We start from the raw sequence: 24,696 nt of genomic DNA, 5'->3' as shown, positions 1-24,696 counted from the left end.
GTACATGACGGAGACGGACGGCGTGGGCAGCCTGGAGCATGGCGCGGGAGACGACCTGGAACGGCGGCTGGCCGACGCCGTCGAGCGCCTCGGGCACGGTTTGCGCTCGCTCGCCCAGAGCAGCGCCCGCGAGCACGGGTTGTCTCCGCTGCAGCAGCAGGCGGTGCTCGCCCTCGTCCGCATGCCGGCGGCCCGCCGGGAGGTGAGCGCGCTGGCGGCGGAGTTCGACGTCACCTCGCCGACCTTGTCCGACGCCGTCGCCGCGCTGGAGCGCAAGGGGCTCGTGACGCGCTCGCCCGGCCCCGACGGGCGCCGGCGGCTGCTCAGCCTGACCGACGACGGCCAGGAGGTCGCGCGGCGGCTCGCGCCATGGGACGGGCCGCTGCTGGAGGCGTTCGCGAGGCTGCCGGCCGCCGACCGGGCCACGACGCTGCACAGCCTGCTGCGGGTGATCGCGGACCTGCAGCGCCGGGGCGTGGTGAGCGTCGTGCGCACGTGTACGACCTGCCGCTTCTTCGAGTCCGACGCCCACGCCGACCCCGCCGCGCCACACCACTGCCACCTGCTTCGGGCGCCGCTGCCCCTGGCCGACCTGCGTATCGACTGCCCCGAACACGAGCCGGCCACGGCGTAGCCCGCCGGTCCGCGCGCGGTGTCGCCGAACAACGCCCGCCGCTGCTTGCCCGTAAGTAGGTAGGACTCCTAACAAGATTGTGGCATGCTTCCTGAAGGCGCCACAACCGACAGGAGGCTTATGGTGGTTCAGCACGTCTCGTTCGAGTCGCGGAAGTCCTGGTCATGACCGGCGGACGCGTACTGGTCGTGTCCACCGGCGCCGTGCGGCCGCTGTCCTGGCGCGGCCGTACCGTGCCGTCGGGCATCGAGAAGACTCCCGTCCACGGCCCGGTCGAGGTCACCAGGCTGGGCTTGACCGGCGACGAGCAGGCCGACCGCAAACATCACGGCGGACCGGACAAGGCGGTCCTCCTCTACCCCGGCGAGCACTACCGGGCCTGGGCACCGCGGCTCGGCCCGATCACGCCGCCGGCGTTCGGCGAGAACCTCACCATCTCCGGCATCGTCGAGAGCGACGCGGTGCTGGGATCGGTTTACGCCGTCGGAACCGTCGTCCTGCAGGTGACCCAGCCGCGCCGGCCCTGCTACAAGCTGGCCGCCCACCACGGCGTCCGCGACCTGGCCGTCCTGACCCAGCGCAGCGGCAGGACCGGGTTCTACTGCCGCGTCCTGCGCCCCGGCCACCTGGCCGCCGGCGACCACATCCGTCTGCTCTCCCGTCCCGGACACGGCGTCACCGCGGCCGAGGCGCACCGCGTACTCAACGTCGACCGCGCCGACCGGGCGGCCGCCCGGCGGCTGCTCGACCACCCGCAGGTGCTGCCCACCTCCTGGGCGGGCGTGCTCCGCGACCGCCTCGACGGGCATCTCGACGACCAGGCGGAACGCCTGCACGGCTCGCTCCACGCGGCCGAAACCTCATCCACGCCCAATCCACGACACGACTAAGGAGCGACATGAGCACCACAAGCCCGATCCCCGGATACGCCCACGACGACCCGACGCTCGCCGCGTCACCGGTCACCCTGGACGACCTCGCCAAGCTGCAGGCCAGTGTGCTGTTCGGCCCCGACGACCAGGCCGCGCTGAAGACCGCCGGAGACGTCCTCGGCGGGCAGATCGAGCAAATCCTCGACGTCTGGTACGGCTTCGTCGGCTCGCACCCGCATCTGCTCGCCTACTTCTCCACGCCCGGCGGCGAGCCGATCGGCGACTACCTGACGCGCGTGCGGGCGCGCTTCGGCCGCTGGATCGTCGACACCTGCACCCGGCCCTATGACCAGCGCTGGCTGGCCTACCAGCACGAGATCGCCCTGCGCCACACCCGGGAGAAGAAGAACCACACCGATCGGGCCGGCTCGGTGCCCGACATCCCGCTGCGCTACCTCATCGCGTTCATCTACCCGATCACCGCGACGATCCGGCCCTTCCTGGCCGCGGACGGGCACGACGAGGACCAGGTCGAGGCCATGTTCCAGGCCTGGTTCAAGGCCGTCACCCTGCAGATCGCCCTGTGGTCGCAGCCCTACGCCGGCCCCGCCTGGTAGTCACCGTGACGTCACGGGAGGAGCGCCGGCACCTCCTCGGCGTTGTCCTCGACCACGGCGACGTCCGTCCGATACCGACGCCATCGTGAAACGAGCTCAGGAGCCCACCTTGTGCGGGCTCCTGAGGTCATGGCGTTCCCAGCCGGAATGGGGCAGTATCGCCGCCATGACGACCAGCGGGGGCGACCTGATCGCGATCACGATGTCGGTCGATCACTGGCTGGTTATCGACACCGCGCTGGACAACGAGAGCGCCGTCCTCGCCGACGACCACGGCCGGAGCCTGCGTGAGCTGCGCGCTCTCGGCTGGGCCGCGCTGCCTGAGCGGCCCGTCGACGCCGAAGGCGTACGGTGCCGGCCGCGCCTCGGCCAGACCGTGACGCTCACGCTGGCTCGCGGCCAGTGGAGCGCGATCGCCTCCGTGCTGCGTAGGGAAGCCGACGCCATCGCCGCCGGCACCGATCCCGGCAGCGGGGCGGCGGGCCTTCATCGTGCGATCGCCGCGTTTCTCGGCTCCCGCACCGGCGACGCCGACCCGCCGCCGCCGGCGTCAAGCACCCTGTAGCGGGCCGCAGACCCGGCCGGCCTACTTGATCGCGGCCAGGCCCAGGACGTACATCTCGTTCTTGATCGGATAGGTCATCAGACGGTCCAGGCCGCCGTCGGGGATCGCCATGCTGCCCCGCGCGTCCGGGCGGACGCCGAGATCGGCGGATCTGCCGGTGTCGGCGTCGACCGAAGGGACGAAGATGTTGCATCGCCCGGCGAATGTCTTGCGGAGACCGGTGCTCAGGCGCGGGCGTTCCTGGGCTGGGGTGTGATGCCGGTGGACGGCGGCGCCGTGCCCTCCGCTCTCGCCTGTGCCACCAGGGCGGCCATCCCGGTGACCGTCGCCTCCCTGAACAGGCTGCGCATCGGCAGCCGGACACCCAGCTTCTTGCGGATGAGCGAGATGAGCTGGACCGCGACCAGCGAGTTGCCGCCCAGCTCGAAGAAGTCGTCCTCGACGCCGACCCGCGGCGTGCCCAGCACCTCCGACCACAGCGCGGCCATGGCGGCCTCCACCCCGTCCCGCGGCGCGACGTAGCCGGTGTCGTCCTGCTCGCCGCCCTCGGCGGCGGCGCCCGCGGGAAGCGCGGACTCCAGGGTCTCCTTGGTCAGCGTACGCACGCCGGTCACGAACTCGGCCAGCGGCGTGGCGTTGACCACCACCTGGGTGCCGACCGCGTGCGCGAGCAGGCGGCGGAAGGCGTCGGCGCCCAGCGCGGGCAGGATGCCGGCCTGGGCGCCCTCGCGGTCGAGCGCGACACCGGCCGCCGCCGACTTCTCCGGCACCTCCGGCTGCCCGTCGTCCTCCCCCACGCTCTGGGTGACCGACTCGACGTCGACCCGCCGCAACACGAACTCCGAGATCTCCACGACCGGCCGCCCGGTGTCGTCGTACATCGTGAGGTCCACGGCGATGATCTCGCCGCCGCCCTCCCGGTGTACGGCGTGGCTCCACACCTTGGCCGGCAGCGGCGCGCGCACGGTCAGCCGGCCGTACCCGAGCGGGAGATGGCTGTGCTCGCCGGCGGCGCTGACGAACGCGGTGGCCTCGTCGAGCAGTGCCGGATGCAGGCCGTAGCGGTCGAGCTCGGCGGCGGTCTCGGGCGCCGCCTCCAGCAGGGCGATCTCCTCCCCCGCGCCCTGATCGACCGAGCGCAGGCTGCGCCAGCGCGGGCCGAAGGTGACCAGGCCGGAGGCGGAGGCGAACATGTTCTCCGTGCGCGTGCCGTACGAGCAGCGGGCACGGATCCCGGCGAGGTCGGCCGGGCTCGCGGCGGCGCCGGCCACCCAGGCGGCGCTGCCTCTCGCGTGGGTGCGCGGGGCGCCGCCGGCGACGCTGACCACCTCGAAGTCGGCGCCCTCGCCGGTCGCGGTGAACAGCACCCGCAGCTCGGCGGAGGTGGTCACCGGCAGCGGCGCGGTGAAGGCCACGTCGCGCAGTTCGACCACGTGCTCCGGGCCGGGGGCGGGCACCACGGAGGTGAAGGCGAAGCGGGCGCATTCGAGGTAGCCGGTGCCGGGCATGACGGGGACGCCGGCCAGGCGGTGCTCGTCCAGCACCCAGTGGGTGGCGGGTGCGAGCCTGCCGCCGCACCAGGCCGGGCGGCCGTCGCCCGGCTCGTGCAGCTCGGTGAGCAGCGGATGCGCCAGGGGGCTAGTCCGGTCGCCGCGCTGGAGCGCGCGGAAGACCTTGGGCGCCTCGACCTCGGCGGCCATGCCCACTTCCAGCCAGGCGCCCCAGTTGACCGACAGCACCCGGCCGGGCCAGGTGGCGGCGTAGGCGTCGAGGAAGGCGTTGGCCGCGCAGTAGTCGACCTGGCCGAAGCCGCCCGCCACGGCGGTGACGGACGAGCAGAGCATGACGAAGTCGAGGTCCAGGTCGCCGAAGACGTCGCGCAGCGCCCGCGTCCCGGCGATCTTCGGGGCCATGACGCGCTCGGCGTCGGCGCGATCCTTGACCTCGGCCATGCCGCCACCGGGCAGTCCGGCGGCGTGGACCAGGCCGTCCACGCGGCCGAAGCGCTCCAGCGCGCTCGCGCGCACCCGGCGCAGCGCCTCCGGGTCGGTGACGTCGGCCGCCAGCACGAGTACCCCGGCTCCGGCCGCCTCCATGCGCGCGACGGCCGCCCGCGCCCGCGGTCCGGGCGTGCCGGTGCGGCTGAGCAGGACCACCGCGCCGCGCGTGCGCGTGGCCAGGTCCTCGGCCAGGGTGAGGCCGATGCCGCCCAGGCCGCCGGTGATGACGTAGACGCCGCCTTCGCGCAGCCCGGTCATCGGGTCGGGGGACGGCGGCAGTTCGACGGCCTCGTGGTGCAGCGTCCACCGGCGCCCCGAACGCAGGACGACCGGTGTGGTCGTGGCGCCGGTCAGCTCGGCCACCAGCGCGTCCAGGTCGCCGGCGGCCGACTCCACGTCGATGTGGCGCACCGACAACCACGGCGCCTCCAGCGGCAGCACGTTCGCGATGCCGGTCACGGTGGCGTGCTCCGGACGGCGAACGTCGTGGCCGAGCACGTTCTGTACGCCTTCGGTGAGGACGTCGAGCCGGACCTCGTTCTCCCGTTCGGACTGGGCCAGCGCCTGGAACAACGCCAGCAGGGTGTAGAAGCCGTCCTCCTCCGCGGTGCCCGGGTCCAGGGCCCAGGTGTGGACGACGTGCCCGGGTGTCCCGATCTCCGCCAGCAGGCGCTCGCAGTCCTGCCGCGATCCCGGGCGCAGGGTGAACGAGCCGTCGGCGGCGCCGTACGCCTCGCCCTTGCGGACGGTCACCACGTCGGCGCCGGCCGAGCGCAGCGCGGCCGTCAGCGGCTCGCTCGCCGGTCCGGCGAACACGAGCACGCGCTCCGTCAGCGGTGCGCCGGCGACGGGCCTCGGGGTCTGCCGCCAGGCGGGCAGGTTGAACCACTGCTCGATCGGCAGCGCGCCGGTCCGGGGCGACCTGGGGTAGATCAGCTCGGGGTCGGCCGTGATCGGCACCCAGTGGCGGGTGCGCTCGAAGGGGTAGGTGGGCAGCGGGACGCGGCGGCCGGGCTCGCCGGGGGCCTCCAGCGGCGCCCCGGCGACCCAGAGCGCGCCCGCCGCCGCGTACAGCACCCGCAGGTCGGAGCCGGAGTCGGCGGGACCGGGCAGGCTGGGCAGCGGCTTCGGCGCGCTCTTCGGGAGCTGGCTCCTGACCAGGCCGGAGAGCTGCCGGCCGGGGCCGCACTCGACGAGCTGCCACTCGCCCTCGGCCGCCAGCGCGGCCACGCAGTCGCCGAACCTGACCGGTTCGCGCAGGTGGCGGGCCCAGTAGGCCGGATCGACCGCCTCCCCGGGGGTGATCCAGGTGCCGCTCACGTTGGACAGGAACGGCAGCGCCGGCACACGCCGCTCGGTGGCGGCGACGAGCTCGTGGAACTCACCCACGATCGGGTCCATCATCGGCGAGTGGAAGGCGTGTGAGGTGCGTAACGCGGTCGAGGTGACGCCCTGCCCGGTGAGCCGGTCGTGGTACTCGGCGACCAGGCTCTCCGGCCCCGCGACCACGCAGGTGCCGGGGCCGTTGACGGTGGCGATCACCAGGCCGTCGGGCAGGCCGGGCCGTACGTCGTGCTCGTCGAGGCGGACGGCCAGCATCGAGCCGGCCGGCATGGTCTGCATCAGCCGCCCGCGGGCGGCGACCAGGCGGATCGCGCCGGGCAGGTCGAAGACGCCCGCGACGGTGGCGGCGACGTACTCGCCGATGCTGTGGCCGATCATCGCGGCCGGCTCGATGCCCCACGAGCGCCAGAGCCGGGCCAGCGCGTACTCGATGGTGAACAGCGCGGGCTGGGTGAGCTCGGTGCGCCGCAGTGCTTCGGCGTCGTGGGTGAGCGGGTCGAAGCCGAGCAGCCGGGCGCACTCGTCGACGGCGTCGCGGAAGACCGCTTCCGTCTGGTAAAGCTCCCGGCCCATGCCCTCGTACTGGGCGCCCTGGCCGGGGAACAGCCAGGCCACGCGCGGATTGCCGGCCACGCCCTTGACCAGGCGCCGCTGGTCGGCGAGCGCCCGTACGGCCTCCTCGTGGCTGCCCGCCACCACGACCGCGCGGTGCTTGAACCGGCGGCGGCCGGTTCGCAGGGTCTGCGCGACGTCGGCCAGGTCGAGGTCCTCGGTGGCGAGCCGGGCGGCCAGCCGTTCCGTCATGGCGGCCAGCGCGGACGGCGTGCGGGCCGACAGCCGCAGCAGGTGCTGACCGCGGTGCTCACGCACGGCCGGAGGGAGCGGCGGCGCCTCCTCGACCACGATGTGGGCGTTGGTGCCGCCGATGCCGAAGGAGCTGACGCCCGCCCGGCGGGGCACGCCGTTCGACTTCCACTCGGTCAGCTCGGCCGCCACGTGGAACGGGTTGGCGCCGAAGGGGATGCGCGGGTTGGGCCGCTCGTAGTTGAGCGTGGGCGGGATCTGGCCGTGCTCGATCGCCAGAACGGTCTTGGTCAGCCCGGCGATGCCGGCGGCCGGGCCCAGGTGGCCGATGTTGGTCTTGACCGACCCGATCGCGCACCAGCCCGCGTCGTCGGTGTCCCGGCCGAACACCGAGCTCAGCCCGCTCACCTCGATCGGGTCGCCGACGGAGGTGCCGGTGCCGTGCGCCTCCACGTAGGTGATCGTGCGCGGGTCGATGCCGGCGACCGCGAGCGCGCCCGCGACCGCCCCGGCCTGTCCCTCGGAGCTGGGCGCGGAGAAGCCGGCCTTCGAGGAGCCGTCGTTGTTGATGGCGTTGCCGCGGATGACCGCGCGGATGTGGTCGCCGTCGGCGACCGCGTCGGACAGTCTCTTGAGTACGGCGACGCCGCCCCCGCCGCCCCAGATGGTGCCCTGGGCCGAGGCGTCGAAGGCGCGGCAGTGGCCGTCGGGCGAGTAGATGCCGTCCTGGTGGTACAGATACCCCCACTCCGGCGGCAGCTCGAAGGAGGCGCCGCCGGTCAGCGCCATGTCGCACTCCCCGCCCCGTAGCGCCTCGCACGCCACGTGCACGGCCACCAGCGAGGAGGAGCAGGCGGTGTGCAGGGTGAGGCTGGGGCCGCGCAGGTCGAGCTTGTAGGAGACGAACGTGGCCAGGTAGTCGGGGTGGTTGCCCACGTAGACGGCGAGGTTGCCGGCCGAGGCGTGGGTCTTGCGGTCGCGCCGGATGTAGACCCACTGGTACTCGTCGGAGCCGATGGCCCCGTACACGCCGATCTCGCCGTCGTAGCGGGCCGGGTCGTAGCCCGCGTCCTCCAGTGCGGTGTGCGCCAGTTCCAGGAAGAGGCGCTGCTGCGGGTCGCGCAGCTCGGCCTCCCGTGGGGACATGCCGAAGAAGGCGGCGTCGAGGGCGCCGTACTCGGCGGCGATGGACGAGGCCCGGACGAAGTTCGGGTCGTCCAGCAGGTAGCCGGGCACGCCGAGTTCGGCCTGCTCCTCCCGGCTGTAGAAACGCACAGACTCCACGCCGTCCACGAGGTTGCGCCAGAACTGCGGCACATCCCCCGCGCCGGGCAGCCGGCAGGCCAGCCCGACGACTGCGATGGGCTCGACCGTCGGTTCGGTCATGTCTCACTCTTTCCTTGTGGGCCTGGTCCGGGCGCGGCTTGCGGCGATCCGCCGAGCGGCGCGGCCGGAACCGGGGGTGGTGCTGCGGCCGTCGGGGTGGGCGGCCGGTGGGCGTTCGCGGCGCCGCCCGCGTGGGGGAGGCGGAAGAGCTGGACGTCGGCTGGCGACGGGAACGCCATACTCAATGGTTCACCAGGCATTCACTAGAGTCCGGATAAATCCTTATAGCCAAGGACATAATTCCGAGTCAACGCCGATTTCGGGCGTATACAAAACCGATAAAGAGCGTGACAGAAAGTAGTGATTGTCAGCCCTGTGGTGAATGTGTATGAATCTCGTTTAATGTGGCGTTCACCGAGAAAGTGAGGCAGTGGTGACATCCTCGGCGGGGCTGTCCTCAGACGAAATCCAGCTTTCCGACACCAAGCGAGCTCTGCTGGAGCAACGCCTCCGCCGCCGGTCCACCGGCAAGTCAGCGGGCATCCCGCGGCGCGAGCCGGATGCCGAGATCCCCTTGTCCTATGCCCAGGAGGGCCTGTGGTTCATGGAGCAATTCGCTCCGGGCACAGCCGCCTACACCATCCCTTTCGTCCTCCGGCTGCGCGGAGGCCTCGATGGTGAACGACTTCACCAAGCGCTTGAAACGGTCGTGTCCAGGCACGAGATTTTGCGCACCCGATTTCCGGCCGACGCGGACGGCAGGCCCCGCGTGGAGGTGTCCGATACCGGACACGTCGAGTTGCGGCGGCTGACCGCCACCGACGAGGCGCACGCCCGCGACCTCCTGGGCGCCGAACTCGCCCGCCCCTTCGTGATCGCCACCGAGCTGCCCGTACGCGCCGCGCTCGTCCGCCTGGCCGACGACGACCACATCCTGCTGGTGACGCTCCACCACATCGCCGGTGACGGATGGTCACTGGAGATCCTGGCCGGGGAACTGCGCACGCTCTACGCCGGCGAGACCCCGCCCGAACTGGCCCTGCAGTACGCCGACTTCGCCCTCTGGCAGCGCACCCGCCCGGCCGACCAGGCCGACCTGGCCTACTGGCGCGAACGGCTGGCCGGCGTGCCACCCATCGACCTGCCCCTCGACGGCCGGCGCGGCGCCGTGGCCACCTTCGACGGCGCCTCCCACTCCTTCCGGCTCGGCCCCGGCCTGCTGGCCGCCGCCAACCGCCTGGCCAGGAAGCACGACGCGACGCTCTACATGGTCGTGCTGGCCGCCTACCAGGTGCTGCTCGGCCGCCACAGCGGGCAGACCGACTTCGCCGTCGGCACGCCGGTCGGCGGGCGCCCGCGCAGCGAGCTCGAACCCCTCATCGGCATGTTCGTCAACATGCTGGCCATGCGCGCCGACCTCGAAGGCGACCCCACCTTCACCGAACTGCTCACCCGGGTCAGGCAGAACACGCTGGACGCCTTCACCCACCAGCGGCTGCCGTTCGAGCAGTTCGTCGGGGAGCTCGGGCACGCCCGGGACGTCTCGCGCACCGCCGTCTTCCAGGCCGCGCTCGCCCTGCAGAGCTACGACGAGGACAGCTTCGCCTGGCCGGGGCTGGCGGCCGAGCCGTACCCGCTGACCGCGAGGGCCGCGCCGTACGAGCTGGAGTTGTTCCTCACCGAACGCGAGGACGGGCTCGACGCGCTGTTCGTCTACAACCGGAACCTGCTGGACCCGGTCACGGTCGAGGAACTCGGCACCCGGTTCGCCGCGCTCCTGCGCGCCGCCGTCGCCGGGCCGGACGTACGGGTGTCGGACCTGGAGATGCTGACCCCGCCGGAACACGAACACCTCCTGGCGCTGGCCGAGGGGCCGCGCGAGCCGTACCCCGGAGAGAAGACGCTGGGCGGGCTGTTCGAGGAGCAGGCCGCCCGCACGCCCGGCGCCGTCGCCCTGGAGTACGGCCGGCAGCGCCTCACCTACGCCGAGCTGGAGCGGCGCTCGGGCCTGCTGGCCGGGCGATTACGCGAACGGGGCGCCGGACCGGGAGTCCGGGTCGCGGTGGGCATGGAACGTTCGCTGGAGCTGGTCGTGAGCCTGCTGGCCGTGGTCAGGTCGGGCGCCGCGTACGTGCCGCTGGACCCCGACTACCCGCGGGAGCGCCTGGACTTCATGCTGGAGGACGCGCGGGCCGCGATCCTGCTGCCGCAGGAGACGGTCCGAGCGCCGAGCCCGGCGGCGGACACGCCGCCGGCCTCGGCCCACCCGGCCTACATGATCTACACCTCCGGCTCGACCGGCCGCCCCAAGGGCGTGCCCAACACGCACGCAGCCATCGTCAACCGCCTGGACTGGATGCAGCGCCGCTTCGGCCTGACCGGCGCGGACGCGGTCGTGCAGAAGACACCCGCGGGCTTCGACGTCTCCGTCTGGGAGTTCTTCTGGCCGATCGTCACCGGGGCCCGTCTCGTGGTGGCCGAGCCGGGCGGGCACCGGGACACCGCCTACCTGCGTGACCTGATCATCGGCAGCGGTGTGACGACCGTGCACTTCGTGCCGTCGATGCTCGCCGCCTTCCTGGAGGAGGAGGGCGTCGAGGGCTGTACCTCGCTCAAGAGGGTCATCTGCAGTGGCGAGGAACTGCCGCCGGCGGTCGCCGCCCGGTTCTTCGAGCGTCTGCCGGACACCGAACTGCACAACCTCTACGGCCCCACCGAGGCCGCCGTCGACGTCACCGCCTGGCGGTGCGCGCCCGGCGAGAGCCGGATCCCGATCGGCCATCCGGTGCAGAACACCCGCATCCACGTCCTCGACGCGCGGCTGCGGCCGGTGCCGTCCGGTGTGCCCGGTGAGCTGCACATCGGTGGCGTCCAGGTCGCCCTCGGCTACCACGACCGCCCCGCGCTGACCGCCGACCGCTTCGTGCCCGACCCTTACGGCCCGCCCGGCTCACGCCTGTACCGCACCGGCGACCTGGCCCGGGTACGGCGCGACGGCGCCGTGGAGTTCCTCGGCCGGCTGGACGACCAGATCAAGATCCGCGGCCAGCGGGTGGAGCTGGGGGAGATCGAGGCCGTGCTGCGCGAGCAGGCGGGCGTGCGCGAGGCGCTCGTCGTCGCCGGCGCGGACGGCCTGGTGGCCTACGTCGTCACCGACGCCCCGGACACCGGCCTCCGGGCGGCGCTGAAGGAGATCCTGCCCGACCACATGGTGCCCGGCGCCTACGTGACCATGGACGCGCTGCCCCTCGGTCCCAACGGCAAGGTGGACCGGGCCGCGCTGCCCGCCCCCACCCGGACCGCCGGGGACGGCGCCCCGCCCACCACCCCGGCCGAGATCGCCGTCGCCGGGATCTGGGGCGAACTGCTCGGCCTGACCGGCATCCGGGCCGACGACGACTTCTTCGAGATCGGCGGGCACTCCCTGGTCGCCATCCAGGTGGTGGCCCGGCTGCGCAAGCTGCTCGCGCCGGTCGAAGGCCGCTCGATCGGCGTCATGGACCTGTTCCGGAACTCCACCGTGCGGGCGCTGGCCGAGCTCATCGAGGGCCCCGCCCCGGCCGAGGACACGCCGCGCGAGCTCCTGCACCGCCTCACGCGCTCGCGCACCACGCCCGCGCTCACCCTCGTCTGCTTCCCCTACGGCGGCGGCAGCGCCCTGGTCTACCAGCCGCTCGCCGACGCCCTGCCGGAGGAGTGCGCGCTGTACTCCATGGCCTTCCCCGGCCACGACCCCGGGCGCCCGGACGAGCCGGTGATGCCCCTGGACGAGGTCATCGGCCAGTGCGTGCGCGAGATCCTCGACGGCATCGAGGGACCGATCGCCCTGTACGGCCACTGCGGCATCGGCGGCGCCGTCACGGCCGAGGTCGCCCGGCGCCTGGAGGCCGCCGGCCGCGAGCTGCGGGCCGTCTACATCGGCGCCATCTTCCCCTTCGCCCGGCCGCAGGGCCGCGTCGCCGGGCCCCTGGGCAGGCTGCTGCGCTCCGACCGGCTGCGCGGCGACCGTACCTACGAGAACCGCATGAAGGCCATGGGCAACGACATCTCCGGCCTGGACGAGGAGCAGGTCAGGTTCATGGTCCGCAACCAGCGCCGGGACACGCTGATCGCGGAGGAGTCGTTCACCCGCATGCTCGGCGAGCCCGCCGAGCCGCTGCGCGCCCCGGTCATCGCGGTCGTCGGCGAGCAGGACCCGGCGACCGACTACTACCGCGAGCGTTACCGGGAGTGGCGGTTCCTGTCGCCCACCACCGCGCTCGTCGTGCTCAGCGAGGCCGGCCACTACTACCTGAAGTACCGCGCCGACGACCTCGCCCAGATCCTCACCAACACGCACATCGCGATGGAGTACGGCTCGTCCGCCGCGCTGAACCGCTCCGCGAGAGGACCGGCCGCCCGGTGGTGGGTCGAGGAGACGGAACAGGAGCGGCCGGCGAGGCAGGCGCCGCCCCCGAGCATGCGGCGCTTCCTGAGCGTGTCGGCCGCCCAGCTCGTCGCCCTGGTCGGCACCGCGATCACCGACTTCGCGATCCCGATCTGGGTGTACACCACGACAGGATCCCTGCTGAACTTCGCCCTCCTGGTCGCCCTGGCGATCATGCCGGGCGTCCTGGCCGCCCCGCTCCTCGGCGCGATCGTCGACCGGTCGGGCAAACGCGCGATGATGGCGCTGGGCAACAGCCTCGCCGGCGGCGTGCAGCTGATCTTCGGCGCGCTGTTGTGGACCGGCGCCCTGGCCACCTGGCACATCTATCCGCTCGTGGCGACGCTCTCGGTCATGATGGTCTTCCAGCGGCTCGCCTACTCCGCGGCGCTGCCGCAACTCGTGCCCAAGCGCTATCTCGGACACGCGGCGGGCGTGGTCCAGATGCTCCTCGGCACCTCCCAGTTCGTCGCCCCGCTCCTGGCCGTCGCGCTCCTGGCCGGTGTCGGCCTCAGCGGCATCCTGGCGATCAACGTCGCCGGCTTCTGCGTGATGCTGGGCGCGCTGGCCGTCATCCGCTTCCCCGCCACCCTCGGGCTGGAGCGGCGCGAGACGCTGGCCGCCGAGATCGCCGGCGGGTTCCGCATGTCGCTGGGCAACCGGCACCTGCGGGCCGCGCTGCTCTACTTCGCCGTGCTCAACGTCATGCTGGCCGCCGTGCTGATGTCGATCTCGCCGCTGGTGCTGTCGTTCTCCGACCTCGGCACCGCCGGGCGCATCGCGTTCGCCGGCGGCCTCGGCGCCACGCTCGGCGGCATGATCGTCGCGCTGTGGGGCGGGCCGCGCCGGCGCCGCATGCGCGCCGTGCTGCTGGGCACCCTGGGGCTCAGCCTGTTCGCCGTCGTCACCGGGGCGTACGCCTCGCCGCTGACCGTCGGTCTCGGCGCGTTCGGGCTGTGGTGCAGCCTGTCCGTGGTCAACGGCGTCTTCATGACGATCATCCATGTGAAGGTGCCGCAGCGCTTCCACGGCCGGGTCATGGCGTTCAACCAGATGATCTCCTGGTCCACGCTGCCGGTCGGCATGGCCGTGGTCGCGCCACTGGGCGAGCGGGTGCTGGAACCGCTGCTCATGCCGGACGGCGCGCTGGCCACGACCGTCGGCGCGGTGATCGGGGTGGGGCCGGGGCGCGGGATCGGGTTCATGTACGTCCTGCTCGGCCTGGGCATCGCCGTGCACGCGCTGGTGTCGATGCGGATCCCGGTCCTGGCCAGGTTCGACCGGGAGGTGCCGGAGGCCGATCCCGACGACCTCGTCGGCGCGCAGGCGCTGCAGGCCGGCGCGGGCAACACCGTCAGCCTCGCCTGGAGCGCGCCCGCCTTCGCCAAGGCGCTGACCATGCCGCTGAGCGCGGACACGGCGGCCGCCCTGCTCGGGGAGCCGGTCGAGCGGGTCCTGCTGCGCACCGGCGGCGAGATCAGCGCGGTCTACGAGGTCAGGACGCCGAGCCGCGAGCTGATCTTCAAGCTGTACCCCGGCCTGTTCACCGACCGCATGCGCAAGGAACAGCGGGTGTACGAGCTGCTCGGCCGTACCGGCGCGGCGGCGCCCGGTGTGGTCCTGGCCGACGACTCCAAGCGTGACCTGCCCCAGGCGTACCTGGTGATGACGAAGATCCCCGGCCGGCCGCTCTCGCAGGTCTCCGCCTCCCTCGACGGCGAGACCGTCGAACGGCTCTACCACGAGATGGGCCGCGTGCTGCGGGCCGTGCACAGCGTGGAACTCAGCGCGTACGGCCCGCTGGACGGCGTTCAGGAGCCCACGAACGACGCCTACCTCGGCGGCCAGTTCGACCTCAAGGTCGCCCAGTTCGCCGAGTTCGGCGGCGACCCCGACGTGCACGCGGCGCTCGTCGCCCGAGTGCGGGCCGACCGCCACCTGCTGGGGCGCTGCGCCTCCCCCGTCCTGCTCCACCACGACTTCCACGAGCGCAACGTCATGGTCGACGAGCTCGACGGCCGATGGGAGCTGACCGGCGTCATCGACGTCGAGAACGCGCTCGCCGGCGACCCCCTCATGGACCTGGCCCGCACCGAGTACTTCGCGGTCCAGGACGACCCCGCCCGCCGCCGCGCCCTCCTGGACGGGTACGGCACGCTGCCCGGCGACTGGGCCGAGCGGCTGGCCTTCTACCGGCTCTACCACGCGCTGGACCAATGGCACTGGCTGGCCACCCTCGGCGAGGTCAGCGCGCTGGAGCCGATCACCCGGGAGATTCGCGCATGCCTGTGACCGAAGACGCCTTCCCCGCCTCCTCCGCGCAGGAACGGGTCTGGTTTCTCAGCACGCTTCTGCCCGGCCTGCCCCTCTACAACATCGCGGGCATCTCCCGGCTGGAACGGCTCGGCGAGGTCGACCCCGCGCTCATGGAGCGGGCGCTCGGGATGGTGGCCGAGCGGCACGAGCCGATGCGCACCCGCTTCGAGCTGCGCGAGGAGAAGGTCATGCAGCTCATCGCACCCGAGATCCCGGTACGGCTGGCCTACACGGACCTGACCGCCGACGAGGGGGCTTTGGAAGCGCTGGCCGCGCGGGACGCCGCGGAGCCGTTCGCCCTCGACCGGGCGCCGCTGTGGCGGGCCAGGCTGGTCAGGCTCGGCGGCGGCCGGTGGCGGCTCGTCCAGGTCTTCCACCACGCCGTTTACGACGCGTGGTCCGCGGAGATCTTCGGCGCCGACCTGACCGAGGCGTACCTGTCGCTGCGCGAGCGACGCGCCCCCCGCTTCGCCAAGCTGACCGTCCAGTACGCCGACTACGCCGTCTGGCAGCGCGAGCAGCCCTTCGAGGACGACCTGGCGTACTGGAAGCGGCGCCTGGCCGGATCCAGCCCCCTCGAACTGCCCGCCGACCACCCCCGCCCCGCCGAACTCGGCTACGCCGGAGCCAACCACCCGTTCACCGTGCCGGCCGAACTGACGGCCCGGGTGGCGGCGCTGGCCAGGCATCGCGGCGCCACCCCCTTCATGGTGCTGTTCACGGCCTTCGCCGCCCTGCTCGCCCGCTGGAGCGGCCGGAACGACGTCGTGATCGGCTCACCCGTGGCCGGCCGCGAGCAGGACGAGCTCAACCCGCTCATCGGCATGTTCGTCAACACCCTGCCCCTCCGCGCCGACCTGGGCGGCGACCCCGGCTTCGGCGAGGCACTGGACCGCGTGCGCACCACCGTCCTGGAGGCGCTCGAACACCAGGACGTGCCCTTCGCCCGCATCGTCGGCGCGCTCAACCCGCCCCGCGACCCCGCCCGCACCCCGCTCTACCAGGTCGCCTTCAACCAGCTCCCCTTCGACGTCCGCGGCCAGATCGGCACCGGGACCACCAAGACCGACCTCACGCTGGAGCTGCAGAACGCGCGGGGCGACATGAGCGGGTGGCTGGAGTACAGCACCGGCCTCTACGACCCGGCCACGATCGCCGGGCTCGCGGAGGGATATCTCGCCCTGCTCGACGCGGCCACCGCCGATCCGTCGCTGCCGCTGTCGCGCCTGCCGCTCATGCCCGCCTCCCGCCGTTGCGAGGTGGCCGGCGCCTGGCACGGGCCGCGCCTGCCGTACCCCTCGCTGCCTCTTCACGACCTCGTGGCGGCGCGCGCCGCCGAAAGCCCGGACGCCCCCGCGGTGATCGTCCCGCACGAGGACCGCACCCTGACCTACGCCGAGCTGGACGCCCGCGCCGAGGCCTTGGCGAGGACGCTCGTCTCCCGCGGCGTGGGAGTCGAGTCCCCGGTCGCGGTCTGCCTCCCGCCCGGCGCCGACCTCGTGATCGCCCTGCTGGCCGTCCTGAAGTCCGGTGCCTGTTACGTCCCCCTCGACCCCCGCTACCCGGCCGACCGGCTGCGCTTCATGCTCGAGGACTCCGGGACCGAACTCGCGATCACCACTCCGGGACTGGCGAGCCGCCTGCCCGGCGTCGCCCTGCTGACCGACCTGGCCGCGGAGGTCCTGGATCACCGCCCGCTGCCGGCCGTTACGCTCGACCACCTCGCCTACGTGATCTACACCTCCGGCTCCACCGGCGTGCCCAAGGGCGTCATGGTCCCGCACCGGGGCGTGGTCAACCTCGCCGAAAGCCTGGCGTTCCCGGCGGCCGAGCGCGTGCTGCTGCTGACGCCGCTCTCCTTCGACATCGCCGCGCTCGAACTCTTCGGGCCGCTGCTGCGGGGAGGGGCCGTCGTGGTCGCCCCACCGGACGGCAAGCTCACCCCGGCCCTGGCGGAGGTGACGACCGTCCAGGCGCCCCCGTCCGTCCTGGAGGAGATCATCGCCGACCTCCCGGACGGCCTGCCGAAGATCCTGAGCGGCGGCGAACCCCTCGGCCTGCCCCTGGCCCGCCGCCTGCTGGGCAAGACCAAAGAGCTCCACAACATGTACGGCCCCACCGAGACCACCATCTGGTCCCTCACCCACCGGGTTCGTCCGGAGGACACCTCCATCTCGATCGGCCGACCCGTGGCCAACACCACGTCCTACGTCCTGGGCCCCGGCCTGGACCCGCTCCCGCCCGGCGTGGTCGGCGAGCTCTACCTGGGCGGCGACGCCCTGGCCCGCGGCTACCACCGCCGCCCGTCCCTGACCGCCGCCCGCTTCGTCCCCGACCCCTTCGGTACGGCCGGCGGCCGCCTCTACCGCACCGGCGACCTGGTCCGCCGCCGGCCCGACGGCACCCTCGAATTCGTCGGCCGGGCGGACGACCAGGTGAAGGTCCGCGGCGTCCGCATCGAACTGGGCGAGGTCGAAACCGCCCTCGCCACCCATCCCGGCGTCACCCGCGCCGTGGCCGCCGTCCGCGACGACGCCCCCGGCGGTCGCGCCCTCGTCGCCTACGTGGACGACCGGGCCCCGCTGGCCGAGCTGCGCGCCTACCTCCAGGACCGGCTGCCGCCCACCATGGTCCCCAGCCTCTACGTGCCGGTGGACCGGTTCCCGAGGCTCCCCAACGGCAAACTCGACCGCGCCGCCCTCCCCTCCCCCCAGGCCACTCCCGCCACCGCCGCACCCGCCACCCCGGAGACGGCCGCGGAGGAACTGGTCCACGACGTCTGGACCGACGTCCTGGGCAGGGACGCGTTCGGCGTCGACGACGACTTCTTCGACCTCGGCGGCCACTCGATGCTCGGCACCCGGGTCGTGGCCAGGATCTGCTCGGAGCTGGAGATCGAGCTGCCGCTCAACACGCTCTTCCTGACCCGGACGGTCCGCCGGCTGGCGGCGGCGGTGGAGGCGCACCTGGCGGCGGAGATCGACCAGCTCTCGGAGGAGGAGGCGGCGGCGCTGATGGAGGGGTGAGGTCAGGTGGCGGGCGTCTCCGTCACAGCGCGCCCCAGGAGTACGTGACCTTCTCGATCTTCATGTAGGTGAACAACTCCGTGCTGCGCACACCGGGAATGCGCCGGACGACGTCGTTCAGGATGGCCAGCAGTTCGCCCGAGTCGCGCCCGATGACCTCGACGAGGATGTCGTAGCGCCCGGAGGACAGCACCACGTACACGATCTGGTCGACGTCCGACAACGCCGCGGCGACCGCCCGCAGGTCCCCGTCCGCGTTGATCCCGATCATGGCCTGGACGTTGAAGCCCATCTTGAACGGCTCGGAGACGGCGACCACCTCGATGACGCCGCTGTCGAGGAGCCGTTGCACCCGCTGGCGTACGGCGGCGCGCGACAGCCCGACCTCCGGCCCCAGCTTGGAGTACGGCATGCGGCCGTCCACCTGGAGAACCCGGATGATCGACTTGTCGATCTCGTCGAGTTCGACCTGGTGTGCCCGGATGTCCTCGGCCACGCGGCGCCTCCCACGCTGATCTTTACTGCGGCGGGTCCCACCGTACGGCACCCGGCCGCCACGTCGGCCCCTCGATCGTATCGCTTCCCGATACCGAACATGGCGAGCGATTAGCTTGCCCAGACTTAAAGAGCCAACGAAAAGCTTGAAAACAGCGCGAACCGGTGTACAGAATGACTGTCTCATCCATAGGAGGCAGTCACGATGAGCGACCTGTTGAGCGAACTGCTGGCCAAGGAGCGGGCCGCCTACGCCGCCCGCAACCCCCGATCGCGCGCGGCGCACGAGCGCGCGGACCATCTGCTGGGCCGGGTGCCGATGACCTGGATGGCCAAGTCGGCGGCGGAGTTCCCGCTGTACCTGGATCGTGCCTCCGGGGCGCGGGTGTGGGACGCCGACGGCCATGAGCTCGCCGACTTCTGCCTGGGAGACACCGGGGCGATGGCCGGGCACTCGCCCCCGGCCACGGTCGAGGCGGTGAGCAGGCGCTACGCCGAGCTCGGCGGCGCCACCACGATGATGCCGACCGAGGACGCCGCGGCCGTGGCCGAGGAGCTGTCCCGGAGGTTCGGCCTCAGCCGGTGGAGCTTCGCCCTGACCGCCACCGACGCGAACCGGTGGGCGTTGCGGCTGGCCCGCGCGGTCACCGAGCGGCCGCGGGTGCTGGTGATGAGCTTCAGCTACCACGGCAGCGTCGACGAGTCGTTCATCGTGACCGGGCCGGACGGCCCGGTGTCGCGGCCGGGCAACGTCGGCGCGCCCTACGACGTCACGCGGACCAGCCGGGTGGTGGAGTTCAACGACGTGGAGGCGCTGGAGCGGGAGCTGGCTCCCTGCGACGTGGCCGCCGTGCTGATGGAGCCGGCCATGACCAACATGGGCATCGTCCTGCCGGAGCCGGGCTACCTGGCCGCGGTCCGCGAGCTGACCAGGCGGGCCGGGACACTGCTGATCAACGACGAGACGCACACCGTCTCGGCGGGACCGGGCGGCTGCACCAGGGCGTGGGGGCTGCGGCCCGACGTCGTGACCGTGGGCAAGGCGATCGCCGGCGGACTGCCCATCGGCGCCTACGGGCTGACCGGCGATCTGGCCGAGCGGCTGCTGGGACGCGGCGACCTCGACCTGGTCGACACCGGCGGCGTCGGCGGCACGCTGGCCGGCAACGCGCTGTCGATGGCGGCGGCGCGGGCGACCCTCGGCGAGGTGCTCACCGAGGGCGCCTACGACCGGATGATCGCCCTGTCGGCCCGGTACACCGAGGGCGTCCAGCGGCTCATCGACACCCACGGGCTGCCGTGGGTGGTGACCCAGCTCGGCGCGCGCTCGGAGTACCGGTTCATGACGCCCGGGCCGCGCAACGGCACCGAGTCCTACCTGTCGACCGACGCCGAGCTTGAGGACTACCTCCACCTGTACCTGCTCAACCGGGGCGTGATGCTGACGCCCTTCCACAACATGGCCCTGATGTGCCCGGACACCACCGGGGCCGACGTCGATCTGCACCTGGAGATCCTCGGCGCCGCGGTCGCCGGGCTGACCGCCTGATCAGGTGCGCAGGGGGACCGCCCTGATCGCCAGCGCGGCCAGCAGGCTGACCACCGCCAGCCCGGCCGAGACGGCGAAGACGGTTCCCGTCGCCCCGGCATAGGCGTCCCGTACGGCCGGGCCGTACCCCTGGGCGGCGCCCACGGCGTGGGTGACGATCGCGCCCAGCACGGACATCCCCATCACCCCGCCGAGCGAGCGGAAGAACGACACCGACGCGCTCGCCGCGCCGACCCGGTCGGCGGGCGCGCTGTTCTGGACGGCGAGCACATAGTTCTGCATCACGACCCCGATGCCGAGACCGACGAGGATGGTCGATGCGACGACGTACCAGGTGGGCGGCCCCGAGCCGAGGACCGCCAGCAGCGCCAGGCCGGTGGCCAGCGCGGCGGAGCCGCCCACCAGAAAACCCTTCCAGCGTCCGAACCGGGTGATGAGATGACCGGAGCCGAGCGAGGCGAGCGTGGTGCTCACCATCATGGGCATGCACAGCAGCCCGGCCTCGGTCGGCGAGTAGCCGCGGGCGAGCTGGAAGTACTGGCTGATGAAGACGATCGAGCTGAACATGACCATCCCCACCGCCGAGCTCCCGGCGATCGCCAGCGCCGTGGTGCGCAGGCGCAGCAGGGACAACGGTACGACGGGGTCGGGGTGCCGCCGTTCAGCGAGGCAGAGAAGGACGCCGGCGACGAGCGTGCCCGCCAGGCACGCGGCGCTCTGCCAGGACCACCACGGGTAGGCGCGGCCGGCGAAGGTCACCCACACCGCGGGGGTCGTGGCGGTCACGGTGGTCAGCAGCGCGCCGAGGTAGTCGACGCGGGCCTCGCGCCGGATCCAGGGCACGCGCAGGTACCGGTTCAGGATGACCAGGCTCACGATCGCGAAGGGGACCACCACGAAGAAGCACCAGCGCCAGCCCAGCCAGGCGGTGTCGACGATCGCGCCGCCGATCAGCGGTCCGCACAGGGTGCCGAGGGCCATCACGGTGGCGATGTAGCCGCCGTAGCGCCCGCCCTGCCGCGGCGGGACGATGCCGGCCACGATGGCCTGGGCCGTCGCCAGCAACCCGCCCATCGCGACGCCCTGGACGGCGCGCATGCCGATGAGCATCTCGATGGTGGGGGACGTCCCGGCGGCCACCGACCCGGCGGCGAACAGCGTGAGCGCCACCTGAACGACCTTGCGCTTGTCGAACTGGTCGGCCAGCCGCCCCCACAGGGGGATGCTGACGGTCATCGTGAGCAGGGAGGTCGCCACGAGCCAGGTGTACTGCGCCTGGCTTCCGCCGAGCGCGGCCACGATCGACGGCACCGCGTTGGTGACGATCAGCGTGCTGGACACGGCGGAGAACAAGGCGAGCAGCAACCCGGCCAGTGCCTTCAGGATCTCGCGCTCGGACAGCCGGGAGGGGGGAGCATCTAGTTCCATGCTTTAACTATATGGACATACGCACTACTTGGCAGGACCGAAGTCCTTGTCCGCCTGACGTTCGAGCGACTCCTCGAGCGCCTCACTGTTGAGCACCTTGAGGACCTCCCGGGCGTCGCCGAGCACTTCCTGGAAGCGCTCGACGAGCAGGCGGTTCACGGTGTCCAGGACCTCGTGCCCATGCCGGGTGACGTCGAAGACCACGCCGCGCCCGTCGGAGGCCAGCCCTCCGCGCTCGATCAGGCCGCTCCTGACCATGCCGTTGGTGAGGGCGGAGATGGCCGGCCGGCTGACGGCCGTGTACCTGGCCAGCTCGTAGGCCCGCTGCCGGCCGGCCGCCGCGCTGGTCAGGGCCCGGTACTGCGGCATGGTCAGACCGCCCTCCTCGCACGCCTGCTGGGCGATGCGGGCCAGGCGGACGATCGTCCGGACGGCGGCGAGCAGGTCGGCGTCCATACCCTTGTCCATGTCTCTCCTTCACACTGCGTCCTTGATCGGCCACAGCCTAATTGAATGGATTGAGGCGCTCCGCCCCATTGCGTACGACGAGAAAGTGGCTACACTCCCCATATGATTAAAGCACTTAACTACTTCTGGCCATGGGCGGCCGAGTAGCGCCCGACGGCCTGGACGCACTGGCCCAGGCCGAGCTCGTCCGCACCGGCCAGGTCACCCCGGCCGAGCTCCTGGACGACACGATCGACCGCGTCGGGAAGACGAACCCGGCGATCAACGCGGTCGTCACCACGATGTACGACGAGGCCCGCGCGACGCTGGCCGCCCCGCTGCCGGAAGGGCCGTTCACCGGCGTGCCGTTCCTGCTGAAGGACGGCGGCGGCGTGGCCTACGCGGGCGTTCCGATGACCTCCGCCAGCAGGTTCCTGGCCGGCTACGTCCCCGACCGGGACGGCGAGCTCACCCGCAGGTACAAGGCCGCCGGGCTCGTCGTCTGCGGCAAGACCAACCTGCCCGAGTTCGGGCTCCAGCCGACCACCGAACCGGAGCTGTTCGGCCCCACCAGGAACCCCTGGGACCCGGACCTGTCGGCCGGCGGCTCCAGCGGCGGCGCCGCCGCGGCGGTCGCGGCCCGCATGGTCACGATGGCCAACGCCAGCGACAGCGGCGGGTCCATCCGGGTGCCGGCCTCGTGCTGCGGCGTGTTCGGCATGAAGCCGACCCGGCTGCGCATCGCCTCCGCACGCCGGCGGGCCGGGGTCTCCATGCGCATCGCGGTGCTGAGCGAACACGCGATCACGCTCAGCGTCCGCGACTGCGCGGCCCTGCTCGACGCCACCGCCGGACCGCTGCCCGGCGACCCGTTCGTCGCACCCCCGCCACCGCGCCCCTACCTGGAGGAGACCAGAACCGACCCCGGCAGGCTGCGGATCGTCTTCACCAGGGAGCCGCTCCTCGGCGCGCCGCTCCACCCGGACGCCGTCGCGGCCGTGGAGGACGCGGCCCGCCTGTGCGAAAGCCTCGGCCACCACGTGGAGGAGGGCACGCCCCGGCTGGACTCCGACCTCGCCAGGCCGTTCACGACCGTCTCCGCGGGCGGTCTGGCCTGGGACATCGCCCACCTCGAACGCGTCACCGGCAAGAAGGCCCGGCCGGAGGACTTCGAGGCGGCCACCTGGGCCATGATCGAACAGGGCCGGTCCGGCTCGACGAGCCTGAGCGCCTACATGGACGCCCTGGCCGAGCTGCAGACCCTGTGCGACGACCTGGCCGCCTTCCAGGCGCCCTACGACCTCTGGCTCACGCCCGCCACCGCCGCCCCGGCCCCGCCGCTCGGCGCGTTCGCCACCGGCGGCCTCGCCCTCATGGGCGCCTTCCTGCAGTTCACCACGCTCATCAACATCACCGGCCAGCCGGCCGTGTCGATCCCCCTCTACTGGAACGCCGCCGGGATCCCTCTCGGCGCCCACTTCGTCGCGCCCTACGGCGACGAAGGCATGCTCTTCCGTCTCGCCGCCCAGCTCGAGGCCGCACGCCCCTGGGCCGCGCGGGCTCCCCACCAAGCAGAGAGGTTCTCATGACGACGTCCACCGACACCCGGCCCAATCCGTACTTCCCCGGCGACCACTGGACCTCCCACGTGTTCATCGGCAACGAGGTGATGGACGACCAGCTCAAGCACACGCTCGGCATGATGTTCTTCGGCATGTCCGACCTCGGCGAATGCCTGGAGGCCGCGGGGAAGATCCGGGTCGACGACGAGGAGAGCTGGGTCACGGCCTGGTCCGACGTGGCCTCGCGGCTGCAGCAGCGGGCCGAGGCGGCCGAGCGCAAGGGCCGGCTGGTCAGCGCCGCCGGCGCCTACCTGCGGGCCTCGACGTACTGGCGCACCTCGCTGCTGCACTTCAGCTTCCCCGACGACCCCAGGGTCAGGGCGAACGCGGTCGCGGCCTACGCCTGCTACGACCGCTACCTCGAGCTGTCGGACTATCCGGGGCAGCTGCTCAAGATCCCCTACCAGGACAGCTTCCTGCCCTCCTACCTCTACCGTTCCCCGCTGGCCAAGGGGCCGGCGCCCCTGCTGATCTTCTTCCAGGGGCGTGACGCCTGGGCGGAGGACACCCGCTGGGTCTACGACAACGCGATCCGCCGCGGTTACCACTGCCTCGCCGTACAGGGACCGGGGCAGGGCGCGGCGCTGCGGGTGAACAACCTCCACTTCCGCCACGACTGGGAGAACGTCGTCTCCCCCATCGTGGACGTGGCCGAGAAGCTCGACGGCGTCGACCGCGAGCGCATCGGCCTCATGGGACTGAGCTTCGGCGGCTACCTCGCGCCCCGGGCGGCGGCGTTCGAGTCCCGGCTGAAGGTGTGCGTGGCCAACCCGGGCGTGCTGAAGTGGGGCGCCTCCATCAAGGAGAACCTGCCGGAGGCGCTCAGCCACGCCCTGGAGGAGGGACCCGGCGCGTTCAACGCCGCCGCGGCCGCCCTCTGCGAGGCCTCCCCGCTGGCCGAGTGGTTCATCCGCGACGCCTCCTGGAAGCACGGCGTGCAGACGCCGTACGAGCTGTTCAAGGAGCTCGACGCCTGCGACCTGACCGACGTGGCCGGACAGATCACCTGCCGCACGCTGGTCATGGACGGCGCCGAGGAGCGGTTCTCCGCGGGACACGCCGAGCAGCTCTACGACGCGCTGACCTGCCCGAAGGACTTCCTGCTCTTCGACACGACCTCGACCGCGCAGCTGCACTGCCAGACCGGCGGGACCGCGACGGCGGCCGAGTTCACCTTCGACTGGCTGGACGAGCACCTCTAACGGCGCCCTGAAGGAAGAGGGCG

Annotated in this window: 13 protein-coding genes; 9 read left to right on the top strand and 4 right to left on the bottom strand. The window is 72.3% G+C overall.

The window, feature by feature from the left end; translation table 11 throughout:
- Nucleotides 1-4 precede the first annotated feature (4 nt).
- The 4 genes from ACIBHY_RS51790 (at nt 5) to ACIBHY_RS51775 (ending at nt 2,688) form a co-directional block, all read left to right on the top strand.
- Complete coding sequence (locus ACIBHY_RS51790) at nt 5-634, top strand: MarR family winged helix-turn-helix transcriptional regulator (protein WP_397310696.1); 630 nt, start codon at nt 5-7, stop codon at nt 632-634.
- A 164-nt stretch (nt 635-798) separates the two neighbouring features.
- Nucleotides 799-1,524 carry an MOSC domain-containing protein gene (locus ACIBHY_RS51785; RefSeq protein ID WP_397310695.1) on the top strand — a complete coding sequence of 242 codons (726 nt, stop codon included), beginning with the start codon at nt 799-801 and terminating at the stop codon, nt 1,522-1,524.
- An 8-nt stretch (nt 1,525-1,532) separates the two neighbouring features.
- Nucleotides 1,533-2,123, top strand: coding sequence for a protoglobin domain-containing protein (locus ACIBHY_RS51780; RefSeq protein WP_397257245.1), 591 nt, complete (start codon nt 1,533-1,535; stop codon nt 2,121-2,123).
- Between the two features lie 166 nt (nt 2,124-2,289).
- On the top strand, nt 2,290-2,688 hold the full coding sequence (locus tag ACIBHY_RS51775; RefSeq protein ID WP_397257243.1) for a hypothetical protein: 399 nt from the start codon (nt 2,290-2,292) through the stop codon (nt 2,686-2,688).
- A 224-nt stretch (nt 2,689-2,912) separates the two neighbouring features.
- Here the strand turns inward: ACIBHY_RS51775 and ACIBHY_RS51770 are convergent, their stop codons facing one another.
- Complete coding sequence (locus ACIBHY_RS51770) at nt 2,913-8,222, bottom strand: SDR family NAD(P)-dependent oxidoreductase (protein ID WP_397310694.1); 5,310 nt, start codon at nt 8,220-8,222, stop codon at nt 2,913-2,915.
- Nucleotides 8,223-8,592: 370 nt separating this feature from the next.
- Between ACIBHY_RS51770 and ACIBHY_RS51765 the strand changes: the two genes are divergently transcribed.
- On the top strand, nt 8,593-14,880 hold the full coding sequence (locus tag ACIBHY_RS51765) for an amino acid adenylation domain-containing protein (RefSeq protein ID WP_397310693.1): 6,288 nt from the start codon (nt 8,593-8,595) through the stop codon (nt 14,878-14,880).
- On the top strand, nt 14,871-17,930 hold the full coding sequence (locus tag ACIBHY_RS51760) for an amino acid adenylation domain-containing protein (protein WP_397310692.1): 3,060 nt from the start codon (nt 14,871-14,873) through the stop codon (nt 17,928-17,930). Before ACIBHY_RS51765 ends, ACIBHY_RS51760 begins: the two co-directional genes overlap by 10 nt.
- A gap of 22 nt (nt 17,931-17,952) precedes the next feature.
- On the opposite strand, the gene ACIBHY_RS51755 is transcribed toward ACIBHY_RS51760, so the two are convergent.
- A complete protein-coding gene (locus tag ACIBHY_RS51755) occupies nt 17,953-18,426 on the bottom strand; it encodes an Lrp/AsnC family transcriptional regulator (protein ID WP_397257234.1) in 474 nt (157 codons plus the stop codon).
- A 204-nt stretch (nt 18,427-18,630) separates the two neighbouring features.
- Between ACIBHY_RS51755 and ACIBHY_RS51750 the strand changes: the two genes are divergently transcribed.
- Nucleotides 18,631-19,974, top strand: a complete 1,344-nt coding sequence (locus ACIBHY_RS51750; RefSeq protein WP_397310691.1) for a transaminase — start codon at nt 18,631-18,633, stop codon at nt 19,972-19,974.
- On the opposite strand, the gene ACIBHY_RS51745 is transcribed toward ACIBHY_RS51750, so the two are convergent.
- Both ACIBHY_RS51745 and ACIBHY_RS51740 read right to left on the bottom strand, forming a co-directional pair.
- Nucleotides 19,975-21,402, bottom strand: a complete 1,428-nt coding sequence (locus ACIBHY_RS51745) for an MFS transporter (RefSeq protein WP_397257231.1) — start codon at nt 21,400-21,402, stop codon at nt 19,975-19,977.
- A gap of 24 nt (nt 21,403-21,426) precedes the next feature.
- Entirely contained in the window at nt 21,427-21,870 is a 444-nt protein-coding gene (locus ACIBHY_RS51740) for a MarR family winged helix-turn-helix transcriptional regulator (RefSeq protein ID WP_397310690.1), read from the bottom strand.
- 131 nt (nt 21,871-22,001) lie between these two features.
- Between ACIBHY_RS51740 and ACIBHY_RS51735 the strand changes: the two genes are divergently transcribed.
- Both ACIBHY_RS51735 and ACIBHY_RS51730 read left to right on the top strand, forming a co-directional pair.
- The gene (locus ACIBHY_RS51735) at nt 22,002-23,438 is read left to right on the top strand and encodes an amidase (RefSeq protein ID WP_397310689.1); all 1,437 of its coding nucleotides are present in this window, start codon (nt 22,002-22,004) and stop codon (nt 23,436-23,438) included.
- Complete coding sequence (locus ACIBHY_RS51730) at nt 23,435-24,673, top strand: alpha/beta hydrolase family protein (RefSeq protein WP_397310688.1); 1,239 nt, start codon at nt 23,435-23,437, stop codon at nt 24,671-24,673. Before ACIBHY_RS51735 ends, ACIBHY_RS51730 begins: the two co-directional genes overlap by 4 nt.
- The last annotated feature ends 23 nt before the right edge of the window (nt 24,674-24,696 follow it).

It is taken from the genome of Nonomuraea sp. NPDC050547 (assembly GCF_044457345.1).
In the GTDB taxonomy this organism is placed as follows: domain Bacteria; phylum Actinomycetota; class Actinomycetes; order Streptosporangiales; family Streptosporangiaceae; genus Nonomuraea.
Note: the sequence above shows the minus strand (reverse complement) of the source record. Positions and strands in the feature narration are given on the sequence as shown.

What these genes read in the sequence shown, in the direction of transcription:
- ACIBHY_RS51740 (WP_397310690.1), bottom strand. Translation starts at nt 21,870, where the DNA reads ATGGACAAGGGTATGGACGCCGACCTGCTCGCCGCCGTCCGGACGATC.
- ACIBHY_RS51730 (WP_397310688.1), top strand. Translation starts at nt 23,435, where the DNA reads ATGACGACGTCCACCGACACCCGGCCCAATCCGTACTTCCCCGGCGAC.
- ACIBHY_RS51745 (WP_397257231.1), bottom strand. Translation starts at nt 21,402, where the DNA reads ATGGAACTAGATGCTCCCCCCTCCCGGCTGTCCGAGCGCGAGATCCTG.
- ACIBHY_RS51760 (WP_397310692.1), top strand. Translation starts at nt 14,871, where the DNA reads ATGCCTGTGACCGAAGACGCCTTCCCCGCCTCCTCCGCGCAGGAACGG.
- ACIBHY_RS51770 (WP_397310694.1), bottom strand. Translation starts at nt 8,222, where the DNA reads ATGACCGAACCGACGGTCGAGCCCATCGCAGTCGTCGGGCTGGCCTGC.
- ACIBHY_RS51735 (WP_397310689.1), top strand. Translation starts at nt 22,002, where the DNA reads ATGGGCGGCCGAGTAGCGCCCGACGGCCTGGACGCACTGGCCCAGGCC.
- ACIBHY_RS51780 (WP_397257245.1), top strand. Translation starts at nt 1,533, where the DNA reads ATGAGCACCACAAGCCCGATCCCCGGATACGCCCACGACGACCCGACG.
- ACIBHY_RS51750 (WP_397310691.1), top strand. Translation starts at nt 18,631, where the DNA reads ATGAGCGACCTGTTGAGCGAACTGCTGGCCAAGGAGCGGGCCGCCTAC.
- ACIBHY_RS51790 (WP_397310696.1), top strand. Translation starts at nt 5, where the DNA reads ATGACGGAGACGGACGGCGTGGGCAGCCTGGAGCATGGCGCGGGAGAC.
- ACIBHY_RS51775 (WP_397257243.1), top strand. Translation starts at nt 2,290, where the DNA reads ATGACGACCAGCGGGGGCGACCTGATCGCGATCACGATGTCGGTCGAT.
- ACIBHY_RS51785 (WP_397310695.1), top strand. Translation starts at nt 799, where the DNA reads ATGACCGGCGGACGCGTACTGGTCGTGTCCACCGGCGCCGTGCGGCCG.